The organism is Paraburkholderia fungorum, assembly GCF_900099835.1.
Taxonomy (GTDB): domain Bacteria; phylum Pseudomonadota; class Gammaproteobacteria; order Burkholderiales; family Burkholderiaceae; genus Paraburkholderia; species Paraburkholderia fungorum_A.
Genome location: NZ_FNKP01000002.1, coordinates 2,752,358 through 2,771,566 on the forward strand (window position 1 = coordinate 2,752,358; position 19,209 = coordinate 2,771,566).

Consider the following 19,209-nt stretch of genomic DNA (forward strand, 5'->3'; position numbering starts at 1 on the left):
AAACGCAATGGAGCAGGAATTTGCCGTTGCAGGGGACTTGTCGTCGCACGCGAAGTTCGAAGTAAGTGGAGTGCTACTGAAGAATGACATCGACGCACTAGGTTTTTCGCAGGGGCAGGGGATTATCTCGGCACGGTTTGTCGTGCGTCGCGGGTCGGACATTGTCTACGACAGCGTTAAGACCGCTATCGGCAATTGGGACTCGTCGCTTTTAGGTTTTGTGGCTGTTACTAATGCAACCCAGGCTTACCCACAGATCGTACAGACATTGTTGGCGAAACTTTATGCCGATCCTGTCTTCAGGAGCGCTATCCACTAGATGAGTGTTGATTTGCGCTGAATCCTGACGTACCTATGCAGTAATTTTGAGTGAACCCTGAGGCTGGACCGGACAAGGGCCGGAAAGCGATACGTTTGTTGGGCCTTCACTTGCAATCGCGCTAACGAGCTTCGCCCTCCGAATCCACCATCACCAACTTCGCCAGATTCCGCCGAATCTCCACTTCGTCCACTCAGGCGCCCCTTGAGCCTCGGACCACGAGGCGCCATGAATGACTTAATTCTCTAATGACGGACTTTATTCTCCCGGATCAACACAAGACATCTCCCCCCGTCGGCCACCCCATTTTACTTGACATCTAAACTATCAAAGCCTAAATTAATCCCCACAGCAGAGTCCACATTGGGGAACAAGCATGCGCATTGTCTGTATCGGCGGCGGTCCGGCGGGGTTGTATTTCGGCCTTTTGATGAAGCGCCGCAACCCGGACTACGAGGTCACGGTCGTCGAGCGCAACCGTCCGTATGACACCTTCGGCTGGGGCGTCGTGTTCTCCGACCAGACGCTCGGCAACCTGCGCGCCGCCGACGCCCCTAGCGCCGATGCGATCCTCCAGGCATTCAACCACTGGGACGACATCGAAATAAATTTTCGCGGTGAGAAACTCCGCTCGTCCGGCCACGGCTTTTGCGGCATCGGGCGCAAACGTCTGCTGAATATCCTGCAGGCACGCTGCGAAGAACTCGGCGTCAAACTTGTTTTCGAAACCCAGGTCACAGACGACAGCGTCTACGAAGCCGATCTGATCATCGCGTGCGACGGCCTGAACAGCGCGGTCCGCCAGAAATACGCCACCACCTATCAACCCGATATCGATCTGCGCGACTGCCGCTTTGTGTGGCTCGGCACGAAAAAGCTTTTCGACGCCTTCACCTTCGCTTTCGAAGAAACCGAATTCGGCTGGTTCCAGGCACACGCTTATCGCTTCGACGACGAGACATCCACCTTCATCGTCGAAACACCGGAGCGCGTGTGGCGCGCCGCCGGTCTCGACGAAATGAGCAAGGAAGACAGCATCGCGTTCTGCGAGAAGCTGTTCGCGAAGTATCTCGACGGCAACGCGTTGTTATCGAACGCGGCGCACTTACGCGGCTCGTCACAATGGATCCGCTTTCCGCGCGTAGTCAATGGCGAGTGGGTGCACTGGCGCGACAACGCCGACGGCTCGCAAACACCGGTTGTCCTCATGGGCGACGCCGCGCACACAGCCCACTTCTCGATCGGCTCGGGCACCAAGCTCGCACTCGAAGACGCCATTGAACTCGCGAACAGCATCGGCGCGCATCCCGGTGATTTAGCCGCCGCGCTGAAGCACTACACGGACGTGCGCAGCATCGGCGTATTGCGCATTCAGAACGCCGCGCGCAATTCGACCGAATGGTTCGAGCATGTCGATCGCTATACGTCATTCGAGCCGGAACAGTTTGCGTATTCGCTTCTCACTCGCTCGCAGCGCATCTCGCACGAAAACCTGCGTGAACGCGACGCGCATTATCTGTCCGGCTTCGAAGACTGGCTCGCAAAACGTTCAGGTGTCGAGCGCGCCCCGCAAAAGCATTCGGTCCCGCCGATGTTCACGCCGTTCAAACTGCGCGGCGTCACGCTGAAAAACCGCGTTGTCGTGTCGCCAATGGCGCAGTATTCAGCCGTCGACGGGATCGCCGGCGACTATCACCTGATGCACCTCGGCGCGCGCGCGATGGGCGGCGCCGCGCTGGTGATGACGGAGATGACCTGCGTGTCGCCCGAAGCGCGCATCACGCCGGCGTGCCCTGGCATGTACGCACCCGAACATCTCACTGCATGGAAGCGCATCGTCGATCTCGTACACGCGCAGTCGGATGCGAAGATCGGCATTCAGCTCGGCCATTCCGGCGCTAAAGGGTCGACGCGTGTCGCGTGGGAAGGCATCGATCAACCGCTCACCGAGGGTAACTGGCCACTCGTGTCGGCCTCGCCGCAACAGTATCTGCGGGACGTCAGCCAGCTTTCGCACGAAGCCACTCAGGGAGAGTTGCGTGAAATCGAGGCGCAATTCGTCAGCGCTACGCAAATGTCGGCAGAGGCCGGTTTCGACTGGCTCGAATTGCACTGCGCGCACGGCTATTTCCTGTCAAGCTTCCTGTCGCCGCTGACCAATCATCGCACCGACGAATACGGCGGTTCACTCGACAACCGTCTGCGTTATCCACTGCAGGTGTTCAACGCGATTCGCGCAGTGTGGCCGCAAGACAAGCCGATTTCCGTGCGTATTTCTGCGAACGATTGGGTCGAAGGCGGCACGACACCCGACGACGCCGTGCAGATCGCGCGCGCATTCAAGGCCGCTGGTGCGGACATGATCGACGTGTCGTCGGGTCAGGTCAGCAAGGCGGAAAAGCCGGTGTATGGCCGCATGTTCCAGACGCCGTTCGCCGATCGCGTGCGTAACGAAGCAGGCATCGCGACCATCGCAGTCGGCGCGATTTCGGAAGCGGATCACGTGAACAGCATCATCGCTGCGGGTCGCGCCGATCTCTGCGCGATTGCGCGTCCGCATCTGGCGAATCCGTCGTGGACGCTGAATGAGGCCGCAAAAATCGGCTATTTCGATGTGATGTGGCCGAAGCCCTACACCGCCGCGAAGTCGCAACTCGAACGCAATCTGGAACGCGAGCGCGCGCAAGCTGCCGCGAATGCCGGGCTGTCTGCACAGGAACGCGCGCAACGCGCCGAGGGAACTACGTGAACACACCCACTCAATCGACGCTCGCAGGACAACACGCCGTCGTCACTGGCGGCGGCAGCGGCATTGGCGCGGCCATCGCCGAAGCACTGCTGCGCGCAGGCGCGCGTGTCACGTTGATGGGTCGCAACGTGCAACGCCTCGATACGCAGCGCGAGAAATGCAGCGCGCTCGGCGACGTCGCGTGTATCGGTGTCGACGTCACGCAGGAGGAGTCGGTTGCCGATGCGTTCGCGCAGGCGGGTGCCGTCGACATCCTCGTCAACAACGCGGGTCAGGCGCAAGCCGCGCCTTTCACGCACACCGACGTGGCGTTGTGGCGGCGCATGCTCGACGTGAACCTCACCGGTGTGTTTCTCGGCACGCGAGCGGTGCTGCCCGGCATGCTCGAACGCGGTCACGGCCGCATCGTCAATGTCGCCAGCACGGCGGGGCAAACCGGTTACGCGTACGTCGCCGCATACTGTGCCGCGAAACATGGCGTGATCGGACTCACCCGATCGCTCGCGCTCGAAGTCGCGACCAAAGGCATCACCGTCAACGCAGTTTGCCCCGGCTATACGGAAACCGAACTGCTGCAGGCATCGCTCGAACAGATCACCAGCAAAACCTCGCGCACCGAACAGCAGGCGCGCGAAACCTTGCTGCGCTCGAATCCCCAACATCGCTTCGTTAGTCCCGAACAGGTCGCCAACAGCGTCCTCTGGTTGTGCCAGCCCGGTTCGGACGCTATCACGGGGCAATCCATTTCCATCTCTGGTGGAGAAGTCATGTGACCAAGTCATCGAATGTAAAAAAGGCCGCGGGTGCGGCCGAAACGAAACCGCCGCGCAAAGGCATCGCCAAACCTGCGGAGAATGTCGTGGACCTCGAAATGAGTACGGGCGCGGACAGTCATATGGGTCTGCGTTTGTGGCTGCGCATGCTAACCACCACCAACCTCGTACAGGCCGAATTGCGCAAACGTCTGCGTAACGAATTCGACACCACGTTGCCGCGATTCGATCTGATGGCGCAACTCGAACGTCAGCCTGAAGGTTTGAAGATGACCGAGTTGTCGCGCCGTTTGATGGTGACCGGCGGCAACATCACCGGCATTACGGATCAGCTTGAAAAGGAAGGCCTGGTTTCGCGCGACACCGATCCGAACGACCGTCGTTCGATCAGCGTATGCCTGACCCCGGCCGGCCGCAAAGCGTTCGACAAAATGGCGGTCGCGCACGAGCAGTGGGTCGTCGAATTGTTCGGCGGCCTGAGCCTCGACGAAAAGTCGCGCACGCATCAGCGCCTTGGCAAGCTCAAAAAACATCTGCTCGACAGTCTGAAAGACTGACGCGCACGGAACCGGAGGAGACACCATGACACGATCCAACGCCGACGCGCTGCTGGCCGGCAACCGCCTGACGCTCGCGAATTACGAGGCGCAGCACTTCGGCTGGTCGGTGACGGGCAAGGTCGCGACGATCACGCTGAACCGCCCGGAGCGCAAGAACCCGCTGACGTTCGAATCGTATGCGGAGTTGCGCGACCTGTTCCGCAATCTCGCTTATGCGACCGACGTCAAGGCCGTGGTGATCCACGGCGCGGGCGAGAATTTCTGTTCCGGCGGCGACGTGCACGACATCATCGCGCCGTTGATCGATCTGCCGATGCCGGAACTGCTGCTCTTTACGCGCATGACCGGCGACCTCGTCAAGGCCATGCGCCATTGCCCGCAACCGGTCATCGCCGCAGTCGATGGCGTTTGCACGGGCGCTGGTGCAATTCTCGCGATGTCGTCCGACATGCGCCTCGGCACTGCACGCAGCAAGCTTGCGTTCCTGTTCTCACGCGTCGGCCTCGCCGGTTGCGATATGGGCGCATGCGCGATCCTGCCGCGCATCATCGGCCAGGGACGTGCTGCCGAATTGCTGTTCACCGGCCGTTCGGCGAGTGGCGACGAAGGTCATGCATGGGGCTTCTACAACCGCCTTTGCGAACCGTCGGCGCTCGTCGACGAGGCGCAGAAACTCGCCGCCGATCTCGCCGCCGGACCGACGTTCGCGCACGGCATCACGAAGAAAATGCTGCATCAGGAATGGAGCATGAGCATCGACGAAGCGATCGAATCGGAAGCGCAGGCACAGGCCATCTGCATGAGCACACGCGATTTCGAGCGCGCATATAGCGCGTTCGCGGCGAAGTCGCGTCCCGTATTCGAGGGAGACTGACTTGAGCGCCAACCACAACATCGATCTGCATAGCGCGCTGGCGTGGCCGTTTTTCGAGCCGCGTCATCGCGAACTCGCGCAGGGCATCGAAGCATGGTGTAGCAAGAATCTCACGCACGAAGATCACACAGACGTGGACGCAACCTGCCGTCATCTGGTACGCGAACTTGGCGCTGCGGGCTGGCTGAAATATGGCGTGGGCGGCGTCGCCTACGGCGGTCACGGCGACACGATCGACACGCGCGCCGTCTGTCTGTTGCGGGAAACGCTCGCCAAACATTCGGGTCTCGCCGATTTCGCCCTGGCCATGCAAGGCCTCGGCTCGGGTGCGATCTCGCTCGGCGGCACGCACGAACAGAAGTCGCGCTATCTGCCGCGCGTCGCAAACGGCACCGCGCTCGCCGCGTTCGCCTTGTCGGAGCCGGAAGCGGGATCGGATGTCGCCGCGATGGCTTTGTCCGCGAGAGAGGACGGCGACGCGTACGTGCTCGACGGCGATAAAACGTGGATTTCGAACGGCGGCATCGCCGATTTCTACGTCGTATTCGCACGAACCGGCGAAGCGCCCGGCGCGCGCGGCATCAGCGCATTCATTGTCGACGCCGATACGCCGGGGCTTGAAATCGCTGAACGTATCGACGTCATCGCGCCGCATCCGCTCGCACGACTGCATTTCGCCGGCGCTCGCGTGCCGCGCAGCCAGATGCTTGGCGCACCCGGCGAAGGCTTCAAACTCGCCATGCGGACGCTGGATATTTTTCGCACGTCGGTGGCGGCGGCATCGCTGGGTTTCGCGCGTCATGCGATGGCCGAAGGTCTTGCGCGTGCGTCGTCGCGCAAGATGTTCGGGCAGACGCTCGGCGATTTTCAACTGACGCAGGCCAAGCTCGCGCAAATGGCGTTGACCATCGACAGCAGCGCGTTGCTCGTCTATCGCGCCGCGTGGTTGCGCGATCAGGGCGAAAACGTCACCCGTGAAGCCGCGATGGCGAAGTGGCACGCGAGCGAAGGCGCGCAGCAGGTGATCGACGCGGCCGTGCAACTCTTTGGCGGCATGGGCGTGCAGAGTGGTACCGCTGTCGAGATGCTGTACCGCGAGATTCGCGCGCTGCGCATTTACGAAGGCGCGACCGAAGTGCAGCAACTGATTATCGGCCGTGATCTGTTGAAGGCGCACGCTGCCGTTGCCGCGAAGGAAAACACGCAATGAGCGCGTCGTTCGAAAGGCCCGTGCAAATCCGCTTCTCGCATTGCGATCCGGCGGGCATCGTGTTCTTTCCGCAATATCTGGTGATGACCAACGCGCTGGTCGAAGACTGGTTCAACGAAGGCCTTCACATCGACTACGCGAACCTGATCGCTCGGCGACGCGTCGGTCTGCCCATCGTCAAACTCGACTGCGAGTTTTCGCGGCCGAGCCAGATGGGCGAAACGATCCTGCTGACCTTGCGCGTGACCGCGATTGGCCGCCGCTCGATCAGCATCGATATCGTCGGCCATTGCAATGGCGAGACACGCTTCAGCGCGAAGCAGGTACTCGTCACCACGTCGCTCGAAGCCGGCAAGTCGATCGATATTCCCGCCGACATCGCGAGCGCACTCGCGACGTTTGCTCCACAGCCCGATTCCACCGAGGCGCATCGTTCATGAAAAAAGCTCTCCTTCCCGAAGGCTGGATCAAGCCGCGCGGCTACGCGAACGGCGTCGCCGCCACCGGCACGCAGGTTTTTATCGCCGGGCAGATTGGCTGGGATGAACAGGCCCGCTTCCAGACCACCGACTTCGCCGCGCAAGCCATTCAGGCGCTCAAAAACGTCGTCGCCGTGCTGCACGAAGCAGGCGGCAAACCAGAGCACCTGGTGCGGCTGACGTGGTACGTCACCGACAAACGCGAATATCTCGCGTCGCTGAAAGACATTGGCCGCGCGTTTCGCGAGTTGATCGGCAACTACGACATTGCGATGAGCGCGGTCCAGGTCGTCGCGCTCATCGAAGACGAAGCGAAGGTCGAGATCGAAGCAACCGCCGTGATCCCGCAGTAAGCGGCCCCGAAGAACCCGCAGGACCGAACGCAGCCCACTACGCCAACCGAAGCGCATTCAGCCGGCTCAACGCCCGGAGACCCATGATGGAACCGTCAGCACACGTCGATACTTTCGCGCGCGACAATCTTCCGCCGCAGGATCAATGGCCCGTTTTTCTGCTCGACAACCCGGACGTGGCCTACCCCGCGCGTCTGAATTGCGCAACCGAACTGCTCGACGGAACGATCGACGCGGGTCATCGTGACCGCCCTGCGATCTGGTCGCTGGTGGACGACAAGCCTTGCGTCACCACATACGGCGAGTTGCTCGCACTGGTGAACCGCACCGCGCACGTGCTGGTCGACGAAATGGGATTGCGGCCCGGCAACCGCGTTTTGCTGCGCGGGCCGAATACGTTGCAGATGGCTGTCGCCGCGCTCGCCGCGCTGAAAGCCGGTCTCGTCGCGGTGCCGACCATGCCGTTGCTGCGCGCGAAAGAATTGAAGCAGATCATCGACAAGGCACAGGTTAGCGCGGCACTCTGCGACGCGCGCCTGACCGACGAACTCGCGCGTTGCACCGACCCAGCCGACGAGTTTCATTGCCCGACGCTAAAGCAAACGCGCCTGTTCCACGACGACGCCGCCGATTCGCTCGATACGCTCGCGGTCAACAAGCCCTCTGATTTCACCGCATGCGACACCGCGGCCGACGACGTCTGCCTGATCGCGTTCACCAGCGGCACGACCGGCGCACCGAAAGGCTGCATGCATTTTCATCGCGACGTACTGATGATGTGCGACCTGTTCCCGCGTCACGTGCTCAAGCCTTCGTCGAACGATATTTTTTGCGGCACGCCGCCGCTCGCCTTTACGTTCGGCCTGGGCGGGTTATTGTGCTTTCCGTTGCGCGTGGGGGCGTCCACGGTGCTGATCGAGAAGCTCTCGCCCGAGACGTTGCTGCAAACCGTCGAACGCTTTCAAGCAACCATCATGTTCACCGCGCCGACCTTCTACCGGCAAATGGCACCGCTCGTTTCTCACCACGACGTGTCGAGCCTGAAGAAAACCGTGTCGGCGGGCGAGGCGTTGCCCGACTCGACGCGGCTGCTGTGGCACAACGCGACCGGCATCGACATGATCGACGGAATTGGCGGCACCGAGCTGATCCACATTTTCATTTCGGCGCAGGGCGACGCGATCCGACCGCATGCGATTGGCCGTGCAGTGCCGGGCTACGTGGTGCGGGCCGTCGACGACGCGATGCAGCCCGTGCCGCCCGGCACGGTCGGCAAACTCGCGGTACGCGGCCCGACCGGCTGCCGCTATCTCGCCGATGAAAGGCAGTTGAACTTCGTGCGCGACGGCTGGAATCTGCCGGGCGATTCGGTCTATCTCGACGAAGACGGCTACGTGTTCTACCAGGCCCGCGCCGACGACATGATCGTCTCCGCCGGCTACAACATCTCCGGTCCCGAAGTGGAAAGCGTGCTGCTGCAGCACGATGCGGTGTCCGAATGCGGCGTGGTGGGCGTCGCAGACGAAACCCGAGGGCAGATCGTCAAGGCATTCGTCGTGCTCAACCCAGGTTTTGGAGCCGACGACAAACTGGTCGCGCAACTGCAGGATTTCGTGAAAAATAGCGTGGCGCCGTATAAATACCCACGCGTGATCTCTTTCGTCGATGCCTTGCCGCGCACCGAAACCGGCAAGCTCAAACGCTTCGAGTTGCGCAAGATGACATAAACCACTCACCCCACGAGGCATCGCATGGCTGGCTCTTTCATCGAAGTCGTCGCGCAGGATGGCGGCCGTTTCAACGCTTATGTCGCGCGCCCCGCGCAAGGTTCGGGTCCGGGACTCGTGCTGTTGCAGGAGATTTTCGGCGTCAACGATACGATGAAGGCGACCGCCGACCGCTATGCCGAAGAAGGCTATGTGGTGCTCGTGCCGGACCTGTTCTGGCGCATCAAACCTGGCATCGACCTCGGCTACGGCGAAGCCGACATGCAGCAGGCGCTTGGCTATCTCGGCAAATTCAATACCGATCTCGCCGTCGACGATATCGCAGCCACCGTCGCCGCGTTGCGCGCACTGCCCGAGCAGGCGGGCAAGGTCGGCGCGGTCGGCTATTGCCTCGGCGGCAAGCTCGCGTTTCTGAGCGCGGCGCGCACCGACGTGGACTGCGCGGTCAGCTATTACGGCGTCGGCCTCGAAGCTTACCTCGACGAAGTGTCCGCGATTCGCTGCCCGATGGTGTTCCACTTCCCCGAAAACGACGCGCATTGTCCGCCGGAAACGCGCGAGCGAATCAGCGCGGCGCTGCGCACGCGTCCGCAAATCGAGCAATACGTGTACGCCGGTTGCGATCACGCGTTCGCTGCGCCCGCCCGTGCGCAATACGACAAACCGGCTGCCATGATGGCGTATTCGCGCACGCTCGCGTTGCTGCGCAAAGTGCTCGGCCCGGTCTACGATCTGAACGCGTTGTGGGAAGCGCATTGCTATCACGAGTTCGCCACGCGCGACGTCGATGCAGTCATGCCGACCATGGTCGCGCAACCGTACGTCAACCATGTTCCGACGATGACCGGCGGTGTCGGCCATGACCGACTCAAGAGCTTCTATACGCATCACTTCGTCAACTCGAATCCGGTCGACACGAAGCTGATTCCGATTTCGCGCACCATCGGTTCCGACCGTATCGTCGACGAATTCATTTTTAGCTGCACGCATACCTGCGAAATCGACTGGCTGCTGCCGGGCGTCGCGCCCACCGGCAAGTATTTCGAAGTGCCGATGCTGGCCGTCGTCTGTTTCCGCGGCGACAAGCTTTATAACGAGCACATCTACTGGGATCAGGCTTCGGTGCTCGTCCAGGTCGGCTTGCTGAACCCTGAGGGATTGCCGGTAGCGGGCATTGAAAGCGCCCGCAAGCTGCTCGATGAAACGCTGCCTTCGAACGCGCTGATGGGCAGCAAGGCGCGGGCCTGAACGAAGACTCGGCATAGGTAAGGCTTCGGGAGACCGGGGTGGTGCAACTAGAGCCCCGCCTCGGCACATCATCCCTATGATGTGACACTTCACAGGCCAACCTCCTTCGACCCATGCTGACTGTCCATCATCTGAATAACTCCCGCTCGCAACGCGTGTTGTGGCTGCTCGAAGAACTCGGCGTGCCATACGAGATCAAGCGTTATCAGCGCGATCCAAAAACGATGCTCGCGCCGCCTGAGTTGCGCGCGGTGCATCCGCTCGGCAAGTCGCCCGTTATTACCGACGACGGACAGACCATCGCGGAATCGGGCGCGATCATCGAATATCTGATCGGTAAATATGGACAGGGGCGCTTCGCTCCGGCAGCGGGCACGCCCGAGCATCTGCGTTACACGTACTGGCTGCATTACGCGGAAGGCTCCGCGATGCCGCCGCTCCTGCTGAAACTGGTCGCGTTGCGCATTGCGGGTGCGCCGATGCCGTTCTTCGCCAAACCGATTGCGCGCAAGATCGCGGCCACCTTGCAATCCAGTTTCATCGATCCGCAATTGAAGCTGCACCTCGGCTATATCAATACGGAATTGAGCAGGACCGGCTGGTTCGTCGGCGACGATTTCACGGCCGCCGACGTGCAGATGAGCTTCCCGCTCGAAGCCGCGACCGCGCGCGGCGGCATGGAAGGCCAGATTCCCGCGATAACCGCGTTCCTGAAACGCATTCACGCGCGGCCGGCGTACCAGCGCGCGCTCGAGCGCGGCGGCAAGTACGAAATCGTCGGCGGCGATTGAAACGCGCGCCGCGCGCCACGCGCCGCCCAGGATTTCGTAGTTGTGACGTAAAACTGGCCGGTGCTAGACTGAAAAATTCCCTGTTCCCAATCTCAATCGATTGCCGACGCGTCGCCGCGCGGCGGCATGTCCTGAACCCTCTTCAGGCGCGCGGCCAAGGAGCGTCTGCATGACCCATCATTCCATCCACGGCAGGCAGCGCTGGCTAGCACTGATCGTGCTGTGTCTCGGCGTGCTGATGATCGTGCTCGACACGACCATCGTCAACGTTGCGTTGCCGTCCATCGCGGCGGATCTCGGCTTCACCGAAACCTCGCTGGTCTGGGTCGTCAACGCATACATGCTGACCTTCGGCGGCTGCCTGCTGCTCGGCGGGCGGCTCGGCGATCTGTACGGCCACCGCAAGCTGTTCCTCGGCGGCATCACGTTGTTCACGCTGGCGTCGCTCGCTTGCGGCATGGCGAACTCGCAGATCCTGCTGGTGGCCGCACGGGCCGTGCAGGGGTTGGGCGGTGCGATCGTCTCCGCGGTGTCGCTGTCGCTGATCATGAATCTGTTCACCGAATCCGGCGAGCGCGCGAAAGCAATGGGCGTGTACGGCTTCGTTTGCGCGGGCGGCGGCAGCATCGGCGTGCTGCTCGGCGGCTTGCTGACCAACCTGCTTAGCTGGCACTGGATTTTTCTAGTCAATCTGCCCATCGGCATCGCTGTCTACGCGCTATGTGTCGCGCTGCTGCCGTCCGCGCGCGGCCACGCTCACGGCGAGCGGCTCGACGTGGCCGGCGCGGTCACGGTCACGGCCTCGCTGATGCTGGCGGTCTACGCGGTCGTGAATGGCAACGAAGCAGGCTGGACGTCCGTGCAGACGCTTGGCCTGCTGTTCGTCGCGCTCGCGCTGCTCGCCGCGTTTCTGGTCATCGAGGCACGCGTCCAGCATCCGTTGATGCCGCTCGGCCTGTTCCGCCTGCGCAATGTCGCCACCGCGAACGTGGTCGGCGTGCTGTGGGCCGCGGCGATGTTCGCGTGGTTCTTCATCTCCGCGCTGTATCTGCAACGCGTGCTCGGTTACCGGCCGTTGCAGGTCGGGCTGGCGTTCCTGCCCGCCAATCTGATCATGGGATTCTTCTCGCTCGGGCTGTCGGCGCGGGTGGTCATGCGCTTTGGCCTGCGCCGTCCGCTAGCGGTCGGTCTGCTGGTGGCGGCGTGCGGTCTCGCGCTGTTCGCGCGCGCACCGGTCGGCGGCAGCTTTGTGCCCGACGTGTTGCCCGGCATGATCCTGCTCGGCTTCGGCGCGGGCATCGCGTTCAATCCGATGCTGCTTGCGGCCATGAGCGATGTCGATCCGGCCGATTCGGGGCTCGCGTCCGGCATCGTCAATACATCGTTCATGATGGGCGGTGCGTTGGGTCTTGCTGTGCTGGCCAGTCTTGCCGCTGCGCGCAGTGATGCGATGCTGGCGTCGGCGGGCGCGACGGCGGCGCTCAATAGCGGCTATCACCTGGCCTTCCTGTGCGGCGCGATTTTCGCGGCGGCTGCGGGCGTGCTGGGCGGCTTGCTATTGCGGCCAGGTCAAGCCAGTGGCGCGGACGCTCACGGTACGCCTGCAGCGTCGGAACCATCCCGCGCGGCCGGCAACGAAAGGGCAGCGGAGAACTATTGAGCGCTGCAAAACCGCAAGCGCGATCAAATGCGTGAAGCGGTCATTGGCTAAGCTGGTTCCATGCAGACACGAGAGTCGCCATGAACCCGGTTGGAAAAGCGCTGTGGTTTATCGAAAGTCACTTTGCGCAAACGTTGACGCTCGACGACATTGCTAGTTGCGGATGCGTGTCGCGCTTTCACCTCGCGCGCGCTTTCGAAGCGGCGACCGGGTTTCCGGTCATGCGCTACGTCCGCGCGCGCCGTCTGAGCGAAGCCGCACGGCGGCTCGCAGACGGTGCGCCGGATATCCTGGCTGTCGCGCTCGACGCCGGTTACGGCTCTCACGAAGCATTCACGCGCGCGTTTCGCGAGCAGTTCGGGCTGACGCCTGAAGCGCTGCGCGCGCGAGGCCATCTCGACAATCTCGTCATCGTGGAGCCGATCAAAATGGACCAAACTCTTCTTTCTCATCTGGAGCCGCCTCGTTTCGAAGACGGCAAGCCGTTTCTCGTCGCCGGTTTGAACGAGCGCTATTCGTGCGACACCAGCATGGCGATTCCATCGCAATGGCAGCGCTTCGGGCCGTACTTCGGCAAGGTGCCGACGCAAGTGGGCAACGTGGCCTACGGCGTGTGCTACAACGCGGACGATGCCGGCAACTTCGACTACCTGTGCGGTGTCGAGGTCAGCGATTTTTCGACGCTGCCGGCGGAGCTGAACCGTTTGCGGATTGCCGCGCAAAGGTACGTCGTGTTCACGCATCGCGATCATATTTCGACGATACGCCGCACGATGAACACGATCTGGAATCAGTGGCTGCCTGCGTCGGGTCATGTGCCAGCCGATGCGCCGATGTTCGAGCGATACGACGAGAAGTTCGATCCGGTCAGCGGGATGGGCGGGTTGGAAATATGGTTGCCGCTCAGGAGCTGAGTCAGCCGTCGCGCCATCAAAACAACACCCTCACCACCGACGCTGCAACCACCGGACACGCGCGTTGACGGCCGATTCGCGGTTGTAATCAAACCGAAAACGTTTGCCGGGCACTTTTGCGCGCAGCCGCCCAATACAGCGTCATTTTGATTAATTCCTCTAATCATCATATTTAACAAAAACGACATAAAGAGCGATTAGCGTGCTGGTTTCCTTGTCCAACGGGTAGCCCTGCCATGCATCCCGCGCTCGCGCATTTTGGTCGCTCTGGTGTCTCCGGAAGCCCGCGTTGCGCAGGCGATCTATGCCAGGAATTTCCCGCTATCGACGCAGCTGATACGAACGCATCGGCGATGGAAATTTTCTACTCGCGGCGGGACATGATCAGCCTCGCGGTGCTGGAAAGCGGCCGCCCGATCGGACTGATCAACCGGGATATCCTGCTGTCGCAGATGAGCAAGCCGTTTCACCGCGAGCTTTACGACAAGAAGAGTTGTATCGCGTTCATGGACAAGGAGCCGCTCATCGTCGACGCGGACATGAGCATCGAGGCGCTCACGTTCAAGACAGTCGAAGTGGGTGAAAAGGCGCTGTCCGACGGCTTCATCGTGACCCGCGCAGGGCACTTCGTCGGACTGGCCAGCGGCGTTCAGCTATTGGGCGCGGTGGCGGAAATCCAGGCGGAGAAGAATCGCCAGATCATGCAGAGCATCGAATATGCGAGCGTGATCCAGCAAGCCATGTTGCGGGCGTCGCGCGACATGCTGTCGACGACGCTGCCGGATGCGGCGCTGGTCTGGGAACCGCGCGATGTCGTCGGTGGCGACTTCTACCACTTCGCTTCATTTGCCGACGGCTGGTTCGGCGCCGCCGCCGACTGCACGGGGCACGGCGTGCCCGGCGCGTTCATGACGCTGCTGGCGTCGGCTTCGTTGTCGCAGGCGCTCGAAAAACTCGGCCCGCGCGATCCGGCCGCGCTGCTCGCGGCCGTGAATCGCAATGTCAAGGGATTGCTGGGCCAGGTGCATGGAGAAGGTGAATCGCCGCAGTCGAACGACGGCCTCGACGCCGCTTTCTTCTGGTTCGACGCCGCCCATCGGCAACTGTATTTCGCCGGCGCACGCATCGCGCTACACGTTTTGCGGCCGGATGCCGACCACTTCGAGAGCATGGCATGCGACCGCATGGGCGTCGGTTATGTCGACAGTCTCGCGGACTATACGTGGGCCTTGAGCCACGTTTCGCTGCCGCCGGGAAGCCTGCTGTTCGTGTCGACAGACGGGCTGATCGACCAGATCGGCGGTCCGCGAAAGATTTCTTTTGGACGGCGCCGCGCGCTCGATTACATCGTCGCGCACCGTACCCAACCGCTAGCCGCGCTATGCGAAGGACTGCAACGCGCATTGGCTGACTGGCAAGGCGCGCAGACGCGCCGCGACGATGTCATGCTTTTCTTTGCACGCGTTTAAGGTAGTTAATGAAAATGTTCGAACTTTCCGACCAGGATCGCGCGTTTTTCGATCTCGCTCAAAGACGTAATCTGATTTTTTATCACAAGGGCTACTTCTCCCACAGCATCGTCGCGGCAATGAGCGAGGTTGTGAAGCTGCAACTGGAAGTAGCGGGAATCAGCGCGCCTATCCGGCGAAAACTGTTTTCGTCCTTTATCGAAATCGCGCAGAATATCGTTCACTATTCGTCCGACGCCCTCGTCGAAGGATTGGACAACGGTGGCGCGATTCGCGAGGGCGCGGTGTGCATCAGCTACGACGGCGAGCGCCATCTGATGCTGTGCATGAATCCCGTTGCGACAACCGCCGTGGACGATCTGCGCAAGCGGCTCGAGCCGCTGCGCAATATGTCGCTCGAAGAAATCAAGCAGGCATACAAACAGACGCTGCGCGCCGACACGCCGGAAGAAAGCAAAGGCGCCGGGCTCGGCTTCCTGACGATGGCTCGCGACGCGAGCGCGCCGCTGGAATTCGCTTTTCATCCGCGCGCCGATGCTCCCGACACCACACTGTTTTGCCTGAAGACCATCATCTGATTACGATGAACAAGCGCCATGGATAACTTTTATATTGCGGCCACGTCGACGTCGCCGGAAGTCGATTTCAGATTCGACCAGAACGTGCTGACGCTCAGAGGCGAGTCGTATCCCGAGAATGCGGCGGCGTTTTACGCGCCGGTCATCGAGCAGCTTCGCACTTACCTCGCAGGCTGCAACGATAGCTCGATCACCGTGGACGTCACGCTGACCTACTTCAACAGTTCGAGCACGAAGATGCTGTTCAGCGTGTTCGATGCGCTGGACGAAGCGGCATCGTCGGGAAATCGCGTGCTGGTGAACTGGTTCCGCGATGCCGAGGACGAAACCATTCTCGAATTCGGCGAGGAATTGCAAGCCGACTTCACGGCGATCCAGTTCACCGATTGTCCGGTTGCGACGTAAGGAAGGTAAACGGTGCCTTCAACTGTCTCTTTGAACTCCGCTTCGAACGACGCCCCTGATCTGTTCCAGAACGAGAGCGAGGCGCTGGAGAAGGCACGCGAAATTTACGCGGACGCCAGCGCCGACCCTCACGCATGCCACCAGGCGCTGGGCGAGCTGATCGGGCATTACGAGCGTCTGATGCGCGAGACGCGCCGTTTGATCGGCCGCAGCGACCGCGCCGAGCGCGAGATGCATGCGCTCACGCAACAACTGCAATATCGCGCGACCCACGACGCGTTGACCGACGTGCTGAACCGCAGCGCGGTGATCGAGCGCACGAGCAAGGCGCTGCGCATCGACCGCGCGGTGATGATCCTGCTCGACATCGACGACTTCAAAAAGGTCAACGACGATTTCGGGCATCCGGTCGGCGATGCGGTGATTCTCGGCATCGTCGATTGTCTGCGGCGGATCGTCGGCGAGCGGGGCCTCATTGGCCGGGTGGGCGGCGAAGAGTTCACGGTGCTGTTGCCGGGCCACGATCTCGCCGATGCACTCGATCTGACCGATGAAATGCGTGTGGCCATTCGCAATCACGTCTTTGAGCCGCCGGTGAATCGCCGCATAACGGCCAGTTTCGGCGTGAGCGCCAACGAGGCGCGGACCGACTTCGATACCGCGTACGGGCTCGCGGATTCCGCGCTGTACAAGGCCAAGCGAGGCGGGCGGGACCGGGTGGAATTCGCCGATCCGCTATCGGCGTCGCCCGTCACGCCGCAAGCGGAGTGACGGGCCTGCACTTGCTCTACCTCTGAACCGCCACTGGCTGCTGAGCGGTCCGCCTGAATCTCTGCGCGACGATCACACCGACCAGCGCGGTGCCGCCGCCCAGCAGGTGATAGGGATGCAAGGTCTCGCCGAGCCGCTCGACTACCGCGCCGGTTCTAGCGTCCGCTTCGAACCGGAACGACGAGGAACCAGACTCGAAGCGAACGCCGTGCTTCAAGGCCGAGGAGGAACGGCCGGCGCCAACGCGGCCAGCCGCAAATACTCGACACCCTCCGCAAAAGCAAACGTCAACTGCTTTCCATCGCGCAGCCGCACGCTGATCGTCCGCTCACGCTGATCGCGCGAACCTAGCGCAACCAGAATCGGTATCTGCTTCTCGCGTGCATCGACGATCTTCTTTTCCAGCCGCTCGGGCCGGCTGTCGAGGCTTGCCCTGATACCTGCGTCGTCGAGTGCCTGCATCAACTCCTGCGCGTAGTCCACGTTCGCGTCGCTGATCGTGGCGACGACAACCTGATCGGGCGCGAGCCATACCGGCAACCATCCTTCGTGATGCTCGAGCAGCATTGCGATAAACCGCTCCATGCTGCCGAGTACCGCGTGATGAATCATCACGGGACGCTCGCGTTCATTGCGTTCGTTGACGAACTCCGCGTCGAGCCGCTCGGGCAGCACGAAGTCGAGTTGGACCGTGCCGCATTGCCAACTGCGCTCGCGGCTGTCGAGCAAATGAAATTCGAGTTTGGGCCCGTAAAAAGCGCCCTCTCCTTCGAGAATCTCGAACTCCAGACCGGCGGCACGCGCGGCGTTGGCCAATGCCTCTTCCGCGCGATCCCACATTTCGTCGCTGCCCGCTCGCAGCGCCGGACGCGCAGCAAGCGCGACCTTGAACGCGGGAAAACCGAGGTCCGCGTAGATCGTGCGCAGCAGCGAACAGAAGCGGCCCACTTCGGCTTCGATATGCGCATGCGCGCAAAACACGTGGGCGTCGTCCTGCACAAAAGCGCGCGTGCGCTTCAAACCTTCGAGCGATCCCGACGGTTCATCGCGATGACATGCGCCGAATTCGCTATACCGCACCGGCAACTCGCGATACGAACGCACACGCTGATTGAACACCTGCACATGACACGGACAACTCATCGGTTTCAGACAAAGCGCGCGGCCTTCTTCGGCATCCGCGAGCGAGTACATGGCCGCACCGAACTTGTCCCAGTGACCGCTCTTTTCCCATAGCGAACGCGCCAGCAATTGCGGCGTGCGAATTTCGCGGAAGCCCGCGCGACGCATGCGCACCCGCACATAATCCTCGAGCACGCGATACAGCTCCCAGCCTCTCGGATGCCAGAAGACCATGCCCGCGCCTTCTTCCTGCTGATGAAAAAGATCCAGCTTATTGCCTAGAACACGATGATCGATGTTGTCCACGGTGACGCTCCATTTGAACGGATAGTGCGGTTGATGCAAAGAGATGCCGCAAACGGAGGTCCAGAAACGACAAAGGCCCCGTCCGTTTCCGGCGGGGCCTTGGGTGGTTTGCCACAGCTTCGTGCTTCTAGCGTGTGCAACCTCCAGACGACCCGCCGGTGAAGGTGGTCGTCGTGGTGGTGACAGCAGCGAAGGGAATCGAGTGGAAGTCCATGGATCGACGATAAACGATCGGACCGTGCGGCGTCAATCTTCAATCGTGGAACTCGCTGCCACGATGTTGCGATAAGCGCTACGATAGATGCCCGATCCGAAGCAGAGAGACGTGTTTCTGCGACTTCGATCCGCCACGCCAATTACCGGGTACCTTGCCTTGACTATTCACATCCGCCCCGCCAATACGTCCGACGCTGCGTTGATTCTTCGCTTTATCACCGAACTCGCGGTGTACGAAAAAGCGGAGCACGAAGTCGTCGCAACCGTCAAAGATATCGAAGCGAGTCTGTTCTCCGCGAGCTCGTCGGCGAAATCGCTGATCTGCGAGATGAACGGCGAGCCCGTCGGCTTTTGCGTGTACTTCTTTTCGTATTCGACGTGGCTCGGCAAACAGGGGTTGTATCTGGAAGACCTGTACGTGTCCCCGCAATCGCGTGGCAGCGGCGCGGGCAAACAGATGCTGCGCCACCTCGCGCGCATTGCCTGCGAAACCGGCTGCGGCCGCTTCGAGTGGAGCGTGCTCGACTGGAACGAGCCCGCCATCGGCTTCTATGAATCGATCGGCGCAAGCGCGCAAAGCGAGTGGGTGCGCTATCGCCTCGCTGGGGACGCGTTGACGGCGTTTGCCGAAGGCGCTAACTGAGCGGGTCTGCGCATCAGGTGGATATCAAGCGGCCCGGTCGGT

Annotated in this window: 18 protein-coding genes; 17 read left to right on the forward strand and 1 reads right to left on the reverse strand. The window is 61.6% G+C overall.

The features are described 5' to 3' along the window. Nucleotides 1-695: 695 nt before the first annotated feature. The 16 genes from BLS41_RS28230 (at nt 696) to BLS41_RS28305 (ending at nt 16,880) form a co-directional block, all read left to right on the forward strand. The gene (locus tag BLS41_RS28230) at nt 696-3,068 is read left to right on the forward strand and encodes a bifunctional salicylyl-CoA 5-hydroxylase/oxidoreductase (RefSeq protein WP_074770758.1); all 2,373 of its coding nucleotides are present in this window, start codon (nt 696-698) and stop codon (nt 3,066-3,068) included. Next, entirely contained in the window at nt 3,065-3,841 is a 777-nt protein-coding gene (locus BLS41_RS28235) for an SDR family NAD(P)-dependent oxidoreductase (RefSeq protein ID WP_074770759.1), read from the forward strand. Before BLS41_RS28230 ends, BLS41_RS28235 begins: the two co-directional genes overlap by 4 nt. Beyond that, the gene (locus tag BLS41_RS28240) at nt 3,838-4,398 is read left to right on the forward strand and encodes a MarR family winged helix-turn-helix transcriptional regulator (RefSeq protein ID WP_074770760.1); all 561 of its coding nucleotides are present in this window, start codon (nt 3,838-3,840) and stop codon (nt 4,396-4,398) included. The genes BLS41_RS28235 and BLS41_RS28240 overlap by 4 nt, the downstream gene beginning before the upstream one ends. 25 nt (nt 4,399-4,423) lie before the next feature. Then, entirely contained in the window at nt 4,424-5,275 is an 852-nt protein-coding gene (locus tag BLS41_RS28245; RefSeq protein WP_074770767.1) for an enoyl-CoA hydratase family protein, read from the forward strand. A 1-nt stretch (nt 5,276) separates the two neighbouring features. Next, nucleotides 5,277-6,485, forward strand: coding sequence for an acyl-CoA dehydrogenase family protein (locus BLS41_RS28250; RefSeq protein WP_074770768.1), 1,209 nt, complete (start codon nt 5,277-5,279; stop codon nt 6,483-6,485). Then, nucleotides 6,482-6,925, forward strand: coding sequence for an acyl-CoA thioesterase (locus BLS41_RS28255; RefSeq protein WP_074770771.1), 444 nt, complete (start codon nt 6,482-6,484; stop codon nt 6,923-6,925). Before BLS41_RS28250 ends, BLS41_RS28255 begins: the two co-directional genes overlap by 4 nt. Further along, entirely contained in the window at nt 6,922-7,317 is a 396-nt protein-coding gene (locus BLS41_RS28260) for a RidA family protein (RefSeq protein ID WP_074770773.1), read from the forward strand. Before BLS41_RS28255 ends, BLS41_RS28260 begins: the two co-directional genes overlap by 4 nt. Nucleotides 7,318-7,403: 86 nt before the next feature. Then, a complete protein-coding gene (locus BLS41_RS28265; RefSeq protein ID WP_074770775.1) occupies nt 7,404-9,044 on the forward strand; it encodes an AMP-binding protein in 1,641 nt (546 codons plus the stop codon). Nucleotides 9,045-9,068: 24 nt separating this feature from the next. Continuing rightward, nucleotides 9,069-10,292: a dienelactone hydrolase family protein gene (locus BLS41_RS28270; protein ID WP_074770777.1), complete on the forward strand. Its 1,224-nt coding sequence runs from the start codon at nt 9,069-9,071 to the stop codon at nt 10,290-10,292. 113 nt (nt 10,293-10,405) lie between these two features. Beyond that, nucleotides 10,406-11,083, forward strand: a complete 678-nt coding sequence (locus BLS41_RS28275) for a glutathione S-transferase (RefSeq protein ID WP_074770779.1) — start codon at nt 10,406-10,408, stop codon at nt 11,081-11,083. Nucleotides 11,084-11,252: 169 nt separating this feature from the next. After that, the gene (locus BLS41_RS28280; RefSeq protein ID WP_074770780.1) at nt 11,253-12,743 is read left to right on the forward strand and encodes a DHA2 family efflux MFS transporter permease subunit; all 1,491 of its coding nucleotides are present in this window, start codon (nt 11,253-11,255) and stop codon (nt 12,741-12,743) included. Nucleotides 12,744-12,823: 80 nt separating this feature from the next. After that, nucleotides 12,824-13,657: an AraC family transcriptional regulator gene (locus BLS41_RS28285; protein ID WP_074770781.1), complete on the forward strand. Its 834-nt coding sequence runs from the start codon at nt 12,824-12,826 to the stop codon at nt 13,655-13,657. A 353-nt stretch (nt 13,658-14,010) separates the two neighbouring features. Continuing rightward, nucleotides 14,011-15,126, forward strand: coding sequence for a SpoIIE family protein phosphatase (locus BLS41_RS28290; RefSeq protein WP_074770783.1), 1,116 nt, complete (start codon nt 14,011-14,013; stop codon nt 15,124-15,126). Between the two features lie 14 nt (nt 15,127-15,140). Further along, nucleotides 15,141-15,704, forward strand: a complete 564-nt coding sequence (locus BLS41_RS28295) for a SiaB family protein kinase (protein ID WP_074771241.1) — start codon at nt 15,141-15,143, stop codon at nt 15,702-15,704. An 18-nt stretch (nt 15,705-15,722) separates the two neighbouring features. Beyond that, complete coding sequence (locus tag BLS41_RS28300) at nt 15,723-16,109, forward strand: DUF1987 domain-containing protein (RefSeq protein WP_074770784.1); 387 nt, start codon at nt 15,723-15,725, stop codon at nt 16,107-16,109. 12 nt (nt 16,110-16,121) lie between these two features. Beyond that, a complete protein-coding gene (locus BLS41_RS28305) occupies nt 16,122-16,880 on the forward strand; it encodes a GGDEF domain-containing protein (RefSeq protein WP_074770786.1) in 759 nt (252 codons plus the stop codon). A 213-nt stretch (nt 16,881-17,093) separates the two neighbouring features. Here the strand turns inward: BLS41_RS28305 and thrS are convergent, their stop codons facing one another. Further along, nucleotides 17,094-18,308 carry a threonine--tRNA ligase gene (gene thrS, locus BLS41_RS28315; RefSeq protein ID WP_074771242.1) on the reverse strand — a complete coding sequence of 405 codons (1,215 nt, stop codon included), beginning with the start codon at nt 18,306-18,308 and terminating at the stop codon, nt 17,094-17,096. Between the two features lie 373 nt (nt 18,309-18,681). Between thrS and BLS41_RS28320 the strand changes: the two genes are divergently transcribed. Then, nucleotides 18,682-19,167: a GNAT family N-acetyltransferase gene (locus BLS41_RS28320; RefSeq protein ID WP_074771243.1), complete on the forward strand. Its 486-nt coding sequence runs from the start codon at nt 18,682-18,684 to the stop codon at nt 19,165-19,167. Nucleotides 19,168-19,209 lie beyond the last annotated feature (42 nt).

What these genes read in the sequence shown, in the direction of transcription:
- BLS41_RS28295 (WP_074771241.1), top strand. Translation starts at nt 15,141, where the DNA reads ATGTTCGAACTTTCCGACCAGGATCGCGCGTTTTTCGATCTCGCTCAA.
- BLS41_RS28300 (WP_074770784.1), top strand. Translation starts at nt 15,723, where the DNA reads ATGGATAACTTTTATATTGCGGCCACGTCGACGTCGCCGGAAGTCGAT.
- BLS41_RS28265 (WP_074770775.1), top strand. Translation starts at nt 7,404, where the DNA reads ATGGAACCGTCAGCACACGTCGATACTTTCGCGCGCGACAATCTTCCG.
- BLS41_RS28230 (WP_074770758.1), top strand. Translation starts at nt 696, where the DNA reads ATGCGCATTGTCTGTATCGGCGGCGGTCCGGCGGGGTTGTATTTCGGC.
- BLS41_RS28245 (WP_074770767.1), top strand. Translation starts at nt 4,424, where the DNA reads ATGACACGATCCAACGCCGACGCGCTGCTGGCCGGCAACCGCCTGACG.
- BLS41_RS28275 (WP_074770779.1), top strand. Translation starts at nt 10,406, where the DNA reads ATGCTGACTGTCCATCATCTGAATAACTCCCGCTCGCAACGCGTGTTG.
- BLS41_RS28260 (WP_074770773.1), top strand. Translation starts at nt 6,922, where the DNA reads ATGAAAAAAGCTCTCCTTCCCGAAGGCTGGATCAAGCCGCGCGGCTAC.
- BLS41_RS28290 (WP_074770783.1), top strand. Translation starts at nt 14,011, where the DNA reads ATGGAAATTTTCTACTCGCGGCGGGACATGATCAGCCTCGCGGTGCTG.
- BLS41_RS28280 (WP_074770780.1), top strand. Translation starts at nt 11,253, where the DNA reads ATGACCCATCATTCCATCCACGGCAGGCAGCGCTGGCTAGCACTGATC.
- BLS41_RS28285 (WP_074770781.1), top strand. Translation starts at nt 12,824, where the DNA reads ATGAACCCGGTTGGAAAAGCGCTGTGGTTTATCGAAAGTCACTTTGCG.
- BLS41_RS28270 (WP_074770777.1), top strand. Translation starts at nt 9,069, where the DNA reads ATGGCTGGCTCTTTCATCGAAGTCGTCGCGCAGGATGGCGGCCGTTTC.
- BLS41_RS28255 (WP_074770771.1), top strand. Translation starts at nt 6,482, where the DNA reads ATGAGCGCGTCGTTCGAAAGGCCCGTGCAAATCCGCTTCTCGCATTGC.